At 69.1% G+C, this 15232-nt stretch carries 16 protein-coding genes and 1 pseudogene; 3 read left to right on the plus strand and 14 right to left on the minus strand.

The features are described 5' to 3' along the window. Positions 1-34: 34 nt before the first annotated feature. The 12 genes from Pme01_RS27170 to Pme01_RS27225 form a co-directional block, all read right to left on the minus strand. Positions 35-1459, minus strand: coding sequence for an NAD-dependent succinate-semialdehyde dehydrogenase (locus tag Pme01_RS27170; RefSeq protein ID WP_168117795.1), 1425 nt, complete (start codon positions 1457-1459; stop codon positions 35-37). A 322-nt stretch (positions 1460-1781) separates the two neighbouring features. Then, a complete protein-coding gene (locus Pme01_RS27175; RefSeq protein WP_168117794.1) occupies positions 1782-2345 on the minus strand; it encodes a type 1 glutamine amidotransferase domain-containing protein in 564 nt (187 codons plus the stop codon). Positions 2346-2412: 67 nt separating this feature from the next. Beyond that, a complete protein-coding gene (locus Pme01_RS27180) occupies positions 2413-3576 on the minus strand; it encodes a glutathione-independent formaldehyde dehydrogenase (RefSeq protein WP_168117793.1) in 1164 nt (387 codons plus the stop codon). A 116-nt stretch (positions 3577-3692) separates the two neighbouring features. Further along, positions 3693-4367 (minus strand): TOPRIM nucleotidyl transferase/hydrolase domain-containing protein, encoded by a 675-nt coding sequence (locus Pme01_RS27185; RefSeq protein WP_168117792.1) that lies wholly within the window; start codon positions 4365-4367, stop codon positions 3693-3695. A gap of 375 nt (positions 4368-4742) precedes the next feature. After that, positions 4743-5132 (minus strand): VOC family protein, encoded by a 390-nt coding sequence (locus Pme01_RS27190; protein ID WP_168075992.1) that lies wholly within the window; start codon positions 5130-5132, stop codon positions 4743-4745. Further along, positions 5114-5398 carry an ArsR/SmtB family transcription factor gene (locus tag Pme01_RS27195; RefSeq protein WP_168117791.1) on the minus strand — a complete coding sequence of 95 codons (285 nt, stop codon included), beginning with the start codon at positions 5396-5398 and terminating at the stop codon, positions 5114-5116. The genes Pme01_RS27190 and Pme01_RS27195 overlap by 19 nt, the downstream gene beginning before the upstream one ends. A gap of 299 nt (positions 5399-5697) precedes the next feature. Further along, positions 5698-6477 (minus strand): alpha/beta fold hydrolase, encoded by a 780-nt coding sequence (locus Pme01_RS27200; RefSeq protein WP_168117790.1) that lies wholly within the window; start codon positions 6475-6477, stop codon positions 5698-5700. Positions 6478-6803: 326 nt separating this feature from the next. Continuing rightward, a complete protein-coding gene (locus tag Pme01_RS27205; protein ID WP_168117789.1) occupies positions 6804-7298 on the minus strand; it encodes a universal stress protein in 495 nt (164 codons plus the stop codon). A gap of 10 nt (positions 7299-7308) precedes the next feature. Further along, on the minus strand, positions 7309-8598 hold the full coding sequence (locus Pme01_RS27210; RefSeq protein WP_168117788.1) for an SLC13 family permease: 1290 nt from the start codon (positions 8596-8598) through the stop codon (positions 7309-7311). Positions 8599-8794: 196 nt separating this feature from the next. Beyond that, on the minus strand, positions 8795-9253 hold the full coding sequence (locus tag Pme01_RS31895; RefSeq protein ID WP_373315533.1) for a sigma factor-like helix-turn-helix DNA-binding protein: 459 nt from the start codon (positions 9251-9253) through the stop codon (positions 8795-8797). 341 nt (positions 9254-9594) lie between these two features. After that, positions 9595-11196, minus strand: coding sequence for a cation:proton antiporter (locus Pme01_RS27220; protein ID WP_168117787.1), 1602 nt, complete (start codon positions 11194-11196; stop codon positions 9595-9597). A 189-nt stretch (positions 11197-11385) separates the two neighbouring features. Next, the gene (locus Pme01_RS27225; protein WP_203935901.1) at positions 11386-11727 is read right to left on the minus strand and encodes a hypothetical protein; all 342 of its coding nucleotides are present in this window, start codon (positions 11725-11727) and stop codon (positions 11386-11388) included. A gap of 713 nt (positions 11728-12440) precedes the next feature. Here Pme01_RS27225 and Pme01_RS31900 point away from each other — a divergent pair. After that, a pseudogene (locus Pme01_RS31900) lies at positions 12441-12515 on the plus strand (hypothetical protein); the annotation flags it as partial. Positions 12516-12645: 130 nt separating this feature from the next. Then, positions 12646-13032: a hypothetical protein gene (locus Pme01_RS27235; RefSeq protein WP_275408573.1), complete on the plus strand. Its 387-nt coding sequence runs from the start codon at positions 12646-12648 to the stop codon at positions 13030-13032. A gap of 7 nt (positions 13033-13039) precedes the next feature. On the opposite strand, the gene Pme01_RS27240 is transcribed toward Pme01_RS27235, so the two are convergent. Both Pme01_RS27240 and Pme01_RS27245 read right to left on the minus strand, forming a co-directional pair. Beyond that, on the minus strand, positions 13040-14683 hold the full coding sequence (locus Pme01_RS27240; protein ID WP_308441116.1) for a methyl-accepting chemotaxis protein: 1644 nt from the start codon (positions 14681-14683) through the stop codon (positions 13040-13042). 162 nt (positions 14684-14845) lie between these two features. After that, positions 14846-15043 (minus strand): integrase core domain-containing protein, encoded by a 198-nt coding sequence (locus Pme01_RS27245; RefSeq protein ID WP_203935906.1) that lies wholly within the window; start codon positions 15041-15043, stop codon positions 14846-14848. On the opposite strand from Pme01_RS27245, the gene Pme01_RS27250 reads away from it, so the two are divergent. Then, positions 15020-15217 (plus strand): hypothetical protein, encoded by a 198-nt coding sequence (locus tag Pme01_RS27250; RefSeq protein WP_203935908.1) that lies wholly within the window; start codon positions 15020-15022, stop codon positions 15215-15217. The genes Pme01_RS27245 and Pme01_RS27250 overlap by 24 nt on opposite strands. The last annotated feature ends 15 nt before the right edge of the window (positions 15218-15232 follow it).

Genomic DNA, 15232 nt, shown 5'->3' on the forward strand with positions numbered 1-15232 from the left:
CTGCGCCTGCCCCATCAATTCGTATCGGTGCTGCTCAGCCCTGCGCGAAGCCGATCGCCGAGGTCGTCGGGTAGGTGCGGATCAGTTTCCGGTTGACGAACTCCTTGATCCCCAGGTGGGACAGCTCCCGCCCGTACCCGGAGCACTTGATCCCGCCGAAGGGCAGTTCCGGGCGGGACGAGGTGGGGTGGTTGATCCAGACCATGCCGGTGTCGAGCCGCTCGGCGACCCGGCCGGCCCGGTCGAGATCCCGGCACATGACGACGCCTCCCAGCCCGTACGGGTTGTCGTTGGCCAGGCTGACGGCCTCGTCGTCGTTGGCGACCTGGTACACCACGGCCGCCGGCCCGAACAGCTCCTCGTGGTAGGCGCGCATGCCGGGGCGTACGTCGGTGAGGATCGTCGGCTCGACGAAGGCGCCGGGCCGGTCGATGCGCCTGCCGCCGGTCACCAGGGTGGCGCCCTGCGCGACGGTGTCGCGGATCTGACTCACGAGGTTCTCGGCGGCCCCCTCGGACGACAGGGGGCCGAGGGTCGTCGCCGGGTCCAGGGGATCACCCGGGGTGAGCGCCTCGAACCGCTGGCGCAGCCGGTCGACGAACTCGTAGTAGATGTCGGACAGCACGATCATCCGTTTGGCGCTCACGCAGCTCTGGCCCATGTTGCCCAGGCGGCCGACGACGGCGGCGTCGATGGTCCGGTCGAAGTCCTTGCCGTCGAGCACGATGAACGGGTCGCTGCCGCCGAGCTCCAGTACGGTCTTGTCGATGTTGCGCCCGGCCCGTTCGGCCGCGCTCGCACCGGCCCGGTCGCTGCCGGTCAGCGAGACACCCTGTACCAGCGGATTGTCGATGATCCGCCCGACCTTGGATCCCCGTACGAACAGGTTCGTGTAGGCGCCGGGGGGAGCGCCGGCGTCCCGGAACAACTGCTCGAGCGCGAGTGCCGACTGCGGGCAGTTGCTCGCGTGCTTGAGCAGGATCGTGTTCCCCGCAACCAGGTTGGGCGCGGCGAAGCGGGCCACCTGGTAGAGCGGATAGTTCCAGGGCATGATGCCCAGGAGCACGCCGAGCGGCCGGTTCGCCACGACGGCCGTGCCCTCGTCCACGGCTATCGGCTCGTCGGCGAGGAGTTCCGGCCCCTGCTCTCCGTAGTACCGGAGGATGTCGACCACGAGATCCACTTCGCCGTAGCTCTCCTCGATGAGCTTGCCCATCTCCAAGGTCACGGTACGGGCGAGCTCGTCACGGCGCTGCTGCATCAGGTCAGCAGCCCGGCGTACGACCTCCGCGCGCTCCCCGGCGGGCCGCCACCGCCACTCCTGGAACCGCTGGTGAGCCTGGTCGACCGCTCGGTCGGCCTCCTCGTCGGTCATCGCGGGGAACTCGCGCAGTACCTCGTTGTTGTACGGATTGACGCTCTTGATCGACGTGCGCGTGACTGATGGCGTGGCGGTCATGATGTCTCCTCGGGGGTGCTCCTGACCCACTGCCCAGCGGAGGTGGCATCGAACGCGCGGGTGGCGCTTCGTCGTCAGCTCTGCTTGTCGCTCAGCTCAGAAGCGCGGCCACCACCGCCGCGGCCGGTCGGTCATCGGGTACCTACCGGCGGCCTGCCGCCGGCTCGGGCTGCTTCCGGAGCCCCACCTGGGCGCCTGTTCCGGTTCAGCCGCTACGACGCGGGCTCGTACATCGACAAGGCGGCCGCCCGTCAGCCGGGACCCCGACGACCCGGAGAACTTCGGCAAGCAGACCGTCGCCGACGGTGCCGCCTCGTCGGGCCTAACCCGGCACCCGCTGGCGGGCCTTCGCGAACTGCTCGACGATCGCCGCGCAGAAGGCGGGCAGGTCGGCGGGCGACCGGCTCGTGGTGAACTGGCCGTCGATGCACACCTCCTCGTCGACGACCTTCGCCCCGGCGTTGCGCAGGTCCGTCCGCACGCTCGGCCACGAGGTGAGCCGTCGCCCGCGTACGACGTCCGCCTCGACGAGCATCCAGGGACCGTGGCAGATCGCGGCGACCGGCTTGCCGGTGGCCACGAAGTCCTTGACGAATTTGACGGCGGCCTGGTTGATGCGCATGTTGTCCGGGTTCACCGTGCCGCCCGGGATGAACAGCGCGTCGTAGTCGTCGACCTTCGCGTCGGTGACCACCCGGTCGACCGCCAGGGTACCGGCGGAGATCAGGTCGAACTGGCGCGCCTGGATCTCGCCCGGGTGCAGCGAGATCACATCGCTCTGCGCGCCGGCGCCGTAGAGCGCTCCGCGCGGCATCACGAGCTCCACCCGCTCCACGCCGTCCGCGGCCAGGATCGCGACCTTCCGGCCCTGCAGTTCCCGTGCCATGTCGTGCCTCCTGCGGTTGAAGGTTGGGTCACGGGCCCGCTACCCCGGCCCGTGTCGTCCATACCGGTCAGCGACCGCCGTCCGGATGCATGACGACCTTGGTCCAGCCCTGCTCGCGCTTGTCGAAGTGCTCGTATCCGGTCGGCGCCTGCTCCAGCGAAAGCTCGTGCGAGACGACGAACGACGGACGCGCCCTGCCCGCCACGATCAGGGCGAGCAGTTGCCGGTTGTAGTTCTTGACGTTGCACTGGCCGGTCCCCATGGTCTGGCCCCGGATCCAGAACTCGCCGAAGTCGAAGGCGACCTCGCCGTCATGCTGCTTGTACAGCGGGTCGGGGTGCTTCGGGTCCTGCCTCACGAACACGCCGACGACGCCGATGGTCCCGGCGAACTTCACCGAGTTCACGAGGTTGTTCAACGTGATGTTCGGGTGCTCGGAGCCCTGTGCGTCGGTCGCCTGGTACCCGACGCACTCGCATCCCCGGTCGGCGCCCTTGCCGCCGGTGTCCTCCATGATCTTGTCGATCGGGTTGGTCTGCTCGAAGTTGATCGGGATCGCACCGGCCCGCTCCGCGAGCGCGAGCCGGTCGGGGTGGCAGTCGACCTGCCAAACCTTGCTGGCGCCCTGGATCATCGCCGAGTGGCAGGCCATCAGCCCGACCGGTCCCGACCCGTAGATGACGACGGTCTCACCGGGGTTCAGGCAGGCCAACCGGGTGGCGTGCCAGCCGGTCGGGAAGATGTCCGCGAGCATGACGTAGTCGCGCTGCCGCTCCTTGTCCCGGGCGTCCTCGGGCAGGACGAGGCAGTTGAAGTCGGCGTAGGGCACCCGCAGCAGCTCGGCCTGGCCGCCGTTGTACGGGCCCATGTCGGCGAACCCGTACGCCGCACCGGCCATCCGCGGATCAGGGTTGGTGTTGAGGCAGAAGGCGGTGAGGCCTCGCTCGCAGTTCTCGCAGAACCCGCACGAGATGTTGAACGGCAGGACGACCATGTCGCCGACGCGCACCTTGTCGACGGCGTCGCCGACGGCGACCACCTCGCCGAGGTTCTCGTGGCCGAAGATCCGGCCGGGTTCGAAGTCGGTACGACCCTCGTACATGTGCAGGTCCGAACCGCAGATGTTCGTCGTGGTGATCTTCACGAGAGCATCGGTCGGACGTTCGATCCGGGCGTCCGGCACGTCCTTGACGTTGACGTTACGCGGCCCGTCGTAGACGACAGCCTTCATTTGGCCCTCCGGGGTTTGAGTGCTGTCCTCCGGTCAGCCGATGAGCTACCCACGCTCAGGGCATCCACTCGTGTCCGGGCTGCCCGGCGGGGCTCCGACGTCCGACCAGCGGCAGATCAGTGCACGCAAACGGCGGTGAGCAGCGCGTCGAGCGGCCGCGGTAAGGTGTCTCGGCCAACTGCCGCCTCGACGAGCAACCGGGCGTAGCGCAACTTGCGGCGCGAACCGCTGCCCAAGAACCGCCGTATCTGCACTTCGGGCTGCCGGCCGCGCCAGGCGGGCTGGCTCTGCAACGAGTGGAACGACCCGAGGTCGCCCTGTGAGTCGAGGAGTGCTTCGACCCCTGCGGTGCCCACGGCGCGGATCAGCTCGTCCTCCAGATCGTCAACGCAGACGTAGAACCCGAGGTCCTCCAGGTCGGCCCGCGTACGGGGTGAGCCGACATTGGCGAGGACCAGTCCCCGCCGGAATATCTCTGCCTCATGCAGGTCGCACAGACCGGCAAGTCGCGCCTGGGTACGCAGGGGGCCGAACCTGGTCAGGAAACGGCCAATCGCGTGCGCTCCGCCGATCGGCACGATCACCACCCGCTCCGCCTCGAGATCCCGGCCACGGCACACCGCAGCCGTTTCCAACGCGATCTGGTCGCTGATGCCCTCGACAAGCACCACGGCCACGGCGTCATCGACCTTTGCCAGGGCGCGCGCCGTTGCCCGGATCGGAGCGGCAGGGCCACTCACGTAGCCATCGAGTGTTCTGCGGGCAAGCTCACGGCGATGGGCGACATCCATGGTCGTCTCCCGGTCCAGTGGCTGTTCGAAGACGTCATCCAACGTGGCCCGGCCTCACGCGGCTCGTTCTTGACGATCGAGAAACATACGGGCCCGTCGGGTCGTGGCCATGGCCGCCATCGTCGGCGAAGCGCAAGGCAGCCCACAAGCGATTAACCACACCCGCGCTCACCGCCGCCACGGCGTTACACACTCATCCGCATGAACCCAGAGCCGGCCGGACAGCCCACCGTGACGGCAAGTGCCGACGGGCCGTCCGCGACTACGAACGGCTACCCGACCACCACGCCACGATGGTCCAACGGACCATGATCATCTTGATGACCCGCCGCCTTGCCCGCCACCAAACACCTGAAACCCTTATTTGCCAGGCTCTTAGGCCTCCGGTGCCGCAATCTGGATGAGGTTGCCGCACGTGTCGTCGAACACTGCGGTCATTGTGCCGCCCATGCTCAGCGGCTCCTGAGTGAAGATCACGCCGAGCCCTTTCAATCGCTCGTACTCAGCGGGCACGTCCTTCACGCTGAACATCGTGAAGGGAATCCCGTCTGCTACAAGTGCTCTCTTGAACGTTGCCGCCGCCGGATGCTGGTCGGGCTCGAGGACGAGTTCCACACCGTCGGGGTCTTCCGGAGCCACCACGGTCAGCCACCGGAACTCTCCCAGTGGGATCTCGGTCTTCTTCACAAAGCCGAGCACGCCGGTATAGAAGGCCAATGCCTTGTCCTGGTCGTCGACCAAGATGCTCATGTGTCCGATGCGCATGGTCCTACCCTCCATCGCTGGTAGATCTGTTGAAGGGGGGACGTGTCAAGGTCGATAAATATGTACCTGCCCTCGCGGCGCACCACTACCAGCCCAGCGTCCACCAGGACGGCGAGGTGCTGGGAGATGGCCTGCCGCGACGAGGTGAACCCTTTGCCAATCAGGCGGGTGCACAGCTCGAACAGGGTCTGGCCACTGCGATCCTGCAACTCGTCGAGGATGGCGCGCCGGGTGGGATCCGCAAGTGCCTTGTACACGTCGCCCACGCCGGAACGGTATGCAAGCAACTACTTGCATGTCAAGGTTGCGGATGAGGTCATCCGTGTCTGGCGGAGGAGTTGGCCCCAACCGGCGCCCCCTTCCTGCGGCGCGGTCGGAGCATCCACATCTCGGCACGACATGCCGCCGCGCCCGGCGGTCCAGTGCGCGGACAGCGGCTTTCTGCAGGATCGATGTCCGGCCAGACTCGGTCTAGATGCCCGGCGGGCCGCTCCCACGTTGCGGCTGCCCACCAACCACTGGACATGCCCGTTGGCGCATTCAACCGACGACTGGGTGTGCGGCTTCACGCGGCAAGGTGGGTGATGAACCAGGCGGTGATCGCGTCGTCGACTAGCTTCGCTTCCGGCGTCTGTGGGGCCGGTTCCTCGCCCGGACGTTCGGCGAGCGGGTGCGCGAGGCCGGGCACCGTAATCAGGCTCGCCCCCGGCACCGTATCCGCCAGGGCGGCGGCGTCGATGCGAAACATCGGGAAGTCCTCGTCGCCGCTGACCACCAGCAGCGCCGTACCGTCGAGGTCTGCGGCGCGTGCGATGAAGTCCAGCCGGTCGGCGGCCGCCCGGGAGGCATCGTCCCACGGGTAGGGCGTGTCGGTCACGCCGGAGATGAGTGCGACGACGGACGACGCGCGGATGGCGGCGTTTACCACGGCCAGCGCCGCCACCGGCACCACACCGCTCGCGGTCACGGTTAGGGCTACCGCCCCGCCCAGCGAAGCGCCGACGAGTCCGATCGGTGCGTCGGTGATCGGGAACCGCGCGCGTAGGTCGACGAGGGCGGCCGGGAACTCGTCGACGGCCTGGCGCACCACCGGATCCACGTAGAGCATCATCGGATCGCGGCTAGACAGTTCGTATCCCTCGGGATAGGCGCGGGCGCCACACCATGGCATGCCCAGATGGACTCGCCATGCGTCGACGCCGGCCAACGGCAACGCGGCGGCAAACGCGGCATCGGTGCATGGCGCGTCCATCATGTGCCAGGTCACGACGAGCGGGGCGGGCCCGCCGCCGACTGGCGGCAGCGCGGTGAACGGAACGCCCGCAGCGGTACCGGTGACGATCATGCGCCTACGTTAGGCGCCCGACCACGCTCGCACCTCCCCGTCCGGATCCGCTGACAGCGAACGGGCGTCGGCCGTCGTACGCCCCGGCGGGAGTCAAGGGTTGGGTCCGCTTCGGGCTCCGGGGCGGTGGGACCGCGGAGGAGACGACCGGCGTGATGCAGGCGCGGGATGGTCACGGGTTGCGCGCACTGGTCGGCGTCCCGATGCAGCTCCGAGTCTTCTACCGGTGCCACCGGACGTCACGAGGTGTTGGGCCGGTCCCACGACACAAGTCCGCCCGCCTTCAGCTCGCGGATGGCGCTGCTGGCAATCCGGCGCGGTACTGGTCAGCGCGGCCGATGGGTTCGCTTCGCTGGTGGGTGGGGCGGTGGCGGGGGGATGGTGGCCAGGTCTGGTGGCCGGTCGGGCCAGACCAGCAGTACCTGGCAGGGGGCGTGGTCGATGACGAACCGGGTGGCGTGGCCGAGGCTGCGTGGTCCGAGACTGGTGTGGTCTCCGTCGCGGGCCAGGACGAGGATGTCGGTGTCCGCGCTGGCGGCGACGGCTTCGCGTTCGGGGCGGCCGCGCCGGCCGAGTCGGGCGGTGGGCCGGCCGAGCCGGGCGGCGGCCGCGTCCAGTAGTGCGTGCTGGGCATCGGCGAGCGTGTCAGGCGCGGCGAGGGGTTTGCCCCGGCCCAGGAGGGCGGTGGGCGGTACGGCGAGCACTTCGGCGATGGCCGGGTCGATGATGTGCAGGAGTGTGATCTGGCCGTCGAGGAGGTCGCGGGCGGCGTCCACGCAGGCCTCCCAGGTACCTTCGGTGAGCCAGACCAGGATCTTCACCGCGGCCTCCTTATGACACCCCAAAGACTCGCAGACCGAGCCACAGCGCCGCCACTGCTACGGCCAGGCCGGCCGGCACGGTCAACGCGCCGAGGCGCAGGAACTCGCCGGTGGCGGGGGAGTGGTCGTGGGCGTGCAGGACCTGGCGCCACAGCAGGGTGGCCAGCGACCCGACGTAGGTCAGGTTCGGGCCGATGTTGACCCCGAGCAGGACCGCGAGCACCAGACCGGGTGTGTGCGCCACCGGTGGGACCAGCATCAGGGTGGCGGGCAGGTTGTTGAGCAGGTTGGCCAGGATCGCGGCGAGCGCGGCCATGGCGAGCAGGCCGGGCAGGTCGGCGTGGTGCGGGGTGAGCCGGTCGACCAGGGCGCCGAAGCCGGTGCGGCTGACTGCGAGCACCACAATGCCGAGAGCGAACACGAACGCGCAGAACGCCGGGTTGGCCGCGACGACCAGCGACCAGATTTCACGCAGCCGGGTGGGATGGTTGGTCACGCGGTCACTCCCGCCGGGTGTGCCCGAGCGGCGCAGCGCCCGTCGCCCGCCGAGGATCAGCGCGCCGGCCAGCGCAATCCAGGCCGGATGGATGCCGAGGGGCTCGGAGGCGGCGAAGCCGGCAAGGGTGGCGGTGAGCACGGTGAGTGCGAAGCGGGGAGCGCGTACCGGCGCTGCGGGTTGAGGGTGGGCCGGGGTGGCGAGGTCGTCGGCGAAGAACCACCGGAAGATCAGGTATTCGACGGCGATGACGGCCAGCCAGGGCAGTGCCATCAGCTTGGCGAACGTCAGGAAGCCCAGGCCGCTGGCGGCGACGGCGAGCAGGTTGGTCAGGTTCGATACGGGCAGCAGCAGCGACGCCGAGTTGGCCAGGTGGGTGCAGGCGTAGACGTGCGGCTTGGGGCGTGCCCCTACGCCTGCGGCGGTGGCGAACACGATCGGGGTGAGCAGCACGATGGTGGCGTCCAGGCTCAAGACCGCGGTGACCGCGGCGGCGATCGCGAACACGACGGCAAGCAGGCGGCGCGGGGATCCGCCGCTGTATCGGGCTGCGGCGGCCCCGGCGTAGCGGAACACGCCCTCGGTGTCGGCGAGGTGGGCCAGTACCAGGATCGCGGCCAGGAACCCGACGGTCGGGCCGAGCAGCATCAACTCGTGCACCGCAGCCGGCCAGGGCACCAGACCCGAGGCGATGACCAGCACTGCGGCCGGTACCGCAGCCGCCGCCTCCGGCAGCCGCCACGGCCGCGCCACCGCGAAGGCGAGCACGCCCAACAGCAGCGCCACCGTGACAGCGGTGCTCACCACCCGCCCCTTACGCGCATCCAGCCACTCACGCTTGAGCAGGCTACGCCCAACTCGAACCCGTTCAGAGAAACACGTCTCGGGTGGTGAACGCGTTCGCGGTGCTGCGCCTGCTGCCGATGAGCAATCGGGACAAGTTCCGTTGGCTGCCTGCCCGCACGAGGTGCGGCAGATGGGAGCCTGCGTAAGCCTGGACTCACCGTCGTAGCTCGGCCACCTTGCCCAGCCGCTCGAGCAGTCCGGGCAGGTCGCCGGTGGTCAGCGCGGCGAGGAACCGCTCGACCACCTGCTGCTGTTCGGTGCGGCTCACCGACATCCGCGGCCGGCGCGCCGCCACGTGCTTGCGGGCCCGTGTCGCGATCTGGCGCACCGCCGCTGGCGACTTGTCCAGCGCCTCGGCGATCTCGTCGTAGGGCACGTCGAAGACCTCGCGGAGCACGAAGACCGCGCGCTCCGTCGGAAGCAGCGTCTGGAGTACCGCCAGCATGGCGATCGACACGCTCTCGGCGAGCTCGACGTCCTCGGCGACGTCCGGGCTGGTCAGCACGGGCTCGGGCAGCCACTCGCCCACGTACTCCTCGCGCTGCCGCGCGAGCGTGCGCAGCCGGTTGAGGCAGAGTCGGGTCTCTGTTCGTCGTTGACGGCGTCGCTGCACTCGATCCTGGTCCAGGCGTCCTGGGGAATCGAGGCGATCGCGGTCTTGACCTTGGCGTCCAAGCGCACGAGGACCGGGCCCGTCGACCGGCCACGCGCGCCACCCGGGTACATCGGTGATCTTCCGCGTGTGAGCGATGTGCGAGCAACAGTCGGTGAGCTACCGTGCGCGATGGTGCGTACCCGTGATCGTCGAGCGAGATCACGACGGCCCGTGTGATCGGACTTTCCGGCACCCACAGGCCCGGGATCCGGGTCAGGCGGGTTCGATTCCCTTCCACCTCCGCCACCAGTACGTGGGGTTCGTCGCGCACGGCTGGCGCCCGCCCTTGCCCGGGCGATCTACGCCTGCGGGGCAGGAAGAATGCTCTCCTCGTGGTCAAGTTCGCGTTCCAGAATGCGCATGTCAGCGTCGGAGAGCCGGCCCGCGTCGCGCCAGGCGAGCAGTTCCTCCCGCTCGGCGGCGATCATCTCGCGTCGTGCGTGGAGCGCGGCGTGGTAGTGGCCGTTCACGGGTAGGGTCTCGTCCTCGATCGAGGACAACAGCGCCACCCGGTCGGTGTATCGCTTGTGGCGGGCCTCCGCGGCGCGGCGCAGTGGCGTGATCACCGGTTGCAGCTCGGGGTCGGCGTCGGACAGCTCCGTCAGCCGCTCCAGGGCAGCTCGCACCGCGGCTGCTCGGGCCTGGTTGCGTGTCAGCGCCCGGATCACCTGGGTTCCGGGCAGGTTCAGGCGGCGTACCAGCGGAGCGAAGGTCAGGCCCTGGCCGATCAGGGTGACCAGAACGACCAGGTAGGCGCAGAACAGCAGCAGGTCGCGGGCAGGGGTGGTGGCGGGCAGCGTGAACGCCGCGGCCAGGGTGATCACACCTCGGGTACCGGCCCAGCTCAGCGCGAGCAGTTCACGTCCGGACAGCGGTGGGTTGCCGCCTTGTGGATCGCCACCGAGTCGGGCGTGCATCCTGGCGGGCAGGTGTGCGCTGACCAGCAGCCACAGCGGTCGTACGAGCAGCACGGTGCCGACGGTCACCGCGGCCGCGGAGACGATGGTGCCGGTCGAGTAGGCGCCCAGGCCGCGAATCACCGCTGGCAGTTGCTGGCCGATGAGTACGAACACGTAGCCCTCGAGCAGGAACTCCACCAGGTGCCAGACGGCGCGCGTCTGCAGTCGGGCGCGGCTGGACTGCAGTGACGGGCTACGGTGGCCAAGCCACAGGCCAGCCACGACGACGGCCAGTACGCCCGAGGTGTGCAGCTCCTCGGCAACCAGGTAGACGGCGAACGGGGTGGCCAGCGACATCACGTTGTCGATCAGTGGATCCGTGATCAGGGCCCGGACGCGGGCGATGAGGAGCGCCGCGATCGCGCCACAGGCCAGCCCGCCGGCCGCGACGAGCAGGAACTGGCCGACCGCATGGCCCACGGAGAAGGAACCACTCACTGCCGCGGCAACCGCGACCTGCAGGATGGTCAGGGCGGTGGCGTCATTGAGCAGCCCTTCCCCTTCCACCAGGGTGATCAGCCGTGGGGACAGGCCAGCGCGCCGGCCGATCGACAGCGCCGCCACCGGGTCCGGTGGGGCGACCGCAGCGCCGATCGCGATCCCCACCGCCAATGGAATGGTGGCCACGACTGCGTTGAGCCCGGCTCCGACAATGAGCGCGGTGGCCAGCACCAGGCCCACCGACAGGCCGATGACCGTGCGCGCGTTGTTGCGCAGTGCGGTCAGGCTCGACTCCAGGGCAGCGGCGTACAGCAGCGGGGGAATGACGACGTAGAGCACGACGTGCGGGTCGAGCGGGAGATTCGTACCCGGCAGGAAGCCGTAGGCGATGCCGGCGACGACCAGCAGTACCGAAGCCGGTAGGCCGCTGCGCTGCGCCACGGCGTTGGCCGCCATCACCACGACCAGCCCGCCGAGTACCAGCGCTATCGTCTCGACCATCAAACTATCCTTCCGATCGAACTTCAGCACTGGCATGCACCGAACTGGCACGTCGGCGTGCTGCGGGGGTCGGGTTCTGCGTCCGTGAGGCACGGCAGGCGCCGGCCGCGCTCCGCGCGCTGGCCCGGGCCGGCGTGAGAGCGCACGTGGCTCTGCCCACCGCCCGCAGCGGTGAGCCGGCGAAGATGTTCAGACCAGACGTGGCGGGGCGCGCCCGCGCGCCGCCGCCCACGACGCGGCGGGCAGCAGCCACGGCGATGACGCCGTCTTTGGCCAGACCCGGGAGAGCAACGCGGCCAACAGCGCCGACAGGACGGCCATGAACAGCAGTACCGGGCCGTTGTCGCGGCTCGTCGTCAGTCGAGGTTGACCGTCTCCCATGCCGGCGCCTGAGGAGGCGCTGACCGCATCGGCGAGCATGACGGCTGACAGCGACCGAGAGGTGTCACCGGGCCCGGTTCGGCCGCCGCCAGTCGGGCGGCATACGGCGGTGACGAAGGCCAGCAGCAGCACCAACAGTACGGCGGACAACCTCCACCGTACCTGCGTGCGCCGCACCAACGGCTCCCTTCGTCTATGTCGCTGTTGATCCCAACCCTACCGAGTCGTTGACGGGATCGATGGCGTCAACACCGATCCTGTCGGCTGCGACCGCCGTGCCAGGGGCGCATCGGGGGTGTACCGGCAGCCCGGTCCAGTACCGTTTGGGGTTCGAGGTGGAGGTGGGGACGGTGGCGGAGCGGGTGGCCCCGTAGCGTCGGCGGGCGGGTTGTCTGCCGACGCTGTTTTTGGCTCTGCTGCTCGCGATGCTGTCCGCGACCGTCAACCCCAAGATGGTGGACGCGCAGTCCGCCGCCCCGGCGGGTGTGGCGCTCAGCGGCGTGGTGGCTCCCGTCCAGCCCACCGGCGACCGGCGGCCGACCGGACGTCCGGCTGGTGGCCAAGCGCGGCGGTACCTGGATCTCGGTGGCCTTCGCGGCCGCCGGATGCGTGGCCGCCTACCAGCCGTCGCCGCCCAAGGGCCGGTGGTCCGCCCCAGCCACCGAACATCACCGGTGCAATGCCGGCCGAAGCGACACGTACCGGGGTCGGGGCCCGCCCGCGGTGGGTGACTCCCGCGTCCTGACCTGATCCGGGCACCTTCCCGACGCGCGGGGCGGCGCCCGCCTGTTCTCTTCGAGGAGACCATTTTCGTGTCGCGCGCTACTGCCGTGCGCGCATTTCTCGCCCTTGTCATACCCGCCGTGTCCGGGTGGCTGGTCGCCGCCAGACCGGCGCGGCTGGGGCTGGATCTGCGTGGCGGAACTCAGATCGTGTTGGAAACCCGTGACGTCGTCTTCGACCGGGTCCGCGAACTCGTCGGCGCGGCGAAAAAGGAGCGGCGCGACCGCCGACCGACGTTCGCGCAGCTGGCCAACACCGCCTGCCTGCAGACCGTGCCCCCGTACGGTGAACACCGGCATGGGTGCGCTGTTCATCCTGATCGCGCTGGCCGTCCTCGGCGGCGAGTCGCTGCTCGACTTCGCCCTCGCCCTGCTGATCGGCGTGATCGCTGGTACCTACTCGCCGGTGTTCGTGGCCACCCCGCTGGCCGTCACTTTCGAAAACCGCCCCGGCGGTCTCGGTGCAGTCCTGGGCCGCCCCGGCACCACGAGAGGGCGGACGTCGACGCGGACGCCGGACGCGACCTCCGAGCCTGCGGCGGCGGAGACGGCGGAGACCGCGGCGACGGTGGTGGAGAGCCCGACCGGGGCTAGTGGGACTGTGGATCTAACGGTGTTTCCGGCCCGACCCGCGGGGAGTGGTGCCCGGCCGAGCCGCAAACTGCATCGGTGAAGGGTCTTCAGACAGTGAACTGGGCGACGACCTGTCGCAGCTCGCCGGCCATCCGGGCGACCTCGTTGGCCGCCTGGCGCGACTCGCTGACGCCGTTGCTGGTGAGCTGGGAGGCGGTGGCGACGCCGGTGATGTTCTCGGCGATCTGGGTGGAGCCGGTGGCGGCCTCGTTGACGCTACGGGCGATCTCGCTCGTGGTTGAGGTCTGCTCCTCGACCGAGGTGGCGATCGTGGTGGAGTAGCCGTTGATCTTTTCGATCACGTCGGCGATCTCCGCTATGGCCGCGCCGGCGGCCTCGGTGTCGGCCTGGATGGCCTTGACGCGCTCCGAAATGTCGCCGGTGGCCTTGGCGGTGGCCTGGGCCAGGTCCTTGACCTCGCTGGCGACGACGGCGAAGCCCTTGCCTGCCTCGCCGGCCCGGGCCGCCTCGATAGTGGCGTTGAGGGCCAGCAGGTTGGTCTGCTCGGCGATCGTGGTGATCAGTTTGACGACGTCGCCGATCTCGGCGCTGGAGGCGGCGAGCTTGGCGACGGTGCCGTTGACGTTGCCGGCCACGGTGACGGCGTCGGTGGCGACCTGGGCGGCCTCGCTGGCGTTAGTGGCAATCTCGCGGATGGAGGCGCTCATCTCCTCGGTTCCGGCGGAGACGGTCTGTACGTTGCGGGAGATCTGCTCGGCGGCGGCGGAGACAGTCTCGGCCTGAGCGTTGGTTTCGTCGGCCGAAGCGGCAATCTGGTCGCTGACCGCCGACAGCTGCTCGGACGCGCCGGCGAGCGCCTGGCTGCTGCCGGACACAACCCCCATCGACCGGCGCAGCCGCGCGGCGGCGTCGTCGAGTTCGGCAGCCATCCGGCCGATCTCGTCCCGGCTGGTAATACCCGCCGACCGGGTCAGGTCGCCCTTGCCGAGCGCGGCGACCACCGCGCCGACCTTCTTGACCGCGTTGACGACCATCCGGGCCAGGAACAGACCGGTCAGCAGGTCGATCAGCAGGCCGATGAGCAGGAACAGGACGACCTTGGTACGGGCGGACGAGTAGCTGGTGCCTGATGCCTTGTTGGCCGCAGCGGCGTCGGTGGTCTCGAGCCGGGTCAGCTCGGCCAGCGAATTATTGATCTTGTCCATCGCCGGCTGGGCCTCGTCCCGGGCCTGCCGGTACGCGGCGGTGTCACCGCGGCGAGCGGCCGGTGCCATCTTGTTGTCGCGGATCTGCCGGTAGTCGGTCAGGCTCTGGCGCAGCGTCGCCACGCTGGTCTCCCGCCCGGGACGGTTGGCGCTCGAATACTCCTGAAACGCCTTCTCGATGGCTGCTTCCTGGGCCGGGATCTTGTTCAGGTAGTTCTCGACGGCTTTGGGATCGGTACTGACGGATGCGTTGAGCACAGCGATGCGGGCGTTGAGGAAGTTGCTCTGGATGGCGGCCAGGGTGTTGATCGGGACGAGGTTCTGCGTGTACATCTGGTCCGACTTGGCTTGCATCGATGACATGCCGCTCAGGGCGGTCGTCCCATCACCGACCGCAACGACCGCCCCAATCGCGATGACCAGGAGGAACTTGGCTCGCATGGACCGGTTCGCAAACCAGCCGACCAGTCCCTTCGCCGAACGCACCTGGCCGCTCGGAACAGCCTCCGCTCCCGGTTGCGCCATCGCTGCCACCCGTACCCCTCGCCCGTTCCGACATTCATGCAGGTCCAGAAGGGTTATCGGCACGGTGGTGCCAGTTTTGATACGAATGATCGGCAAAGTTCGACCACCGCACGGCACCACGCGGTCGAGGCGCAACGGTATGGGCCCGTAAAGTCGGCTCGGCTACGCTGCCTTCGAATATTCGTTGATCAGCCCACCCAGGATTGGACGCCGTCGGACCCGGGCAGTGGCCAAGTCAACGACTTCCGACTGCCGTTTCGGTGCCTGCTGACCGAGCGAACGATGTGGACGATGGCCGTTGTAGTGAGCCACGTACTCGCTGAGGACTGCCGCCAGGTGACGTTCGCCGACGATGAGCATCCGGTCGGTGCACTCGCGGCGGACGGTGCCCACCCAGCGCTGGGCGAACGAGTTCGCCCAGGTGCCTGCGGCGGCGTCCTGATCACCTCGATGCCTTCGGCGGTGAACGCCGCGTCGAAAGGCGCCGTGAATTTCGCGTCGCGGTCGCGCGTCGTCGCTGCTGATCGGCGGTGAGCGTCCCTGACGCAC

It is taken from the genome of Planosporangium mesophilum (assembly GCF_016863255.1).
Classification (GTDB): Bacteria; Actinomycetota; Actinomycetes; order Mycobacteriales; family Micromonosporaceae; genus Planosporangium; species Planosporangium mesophilum.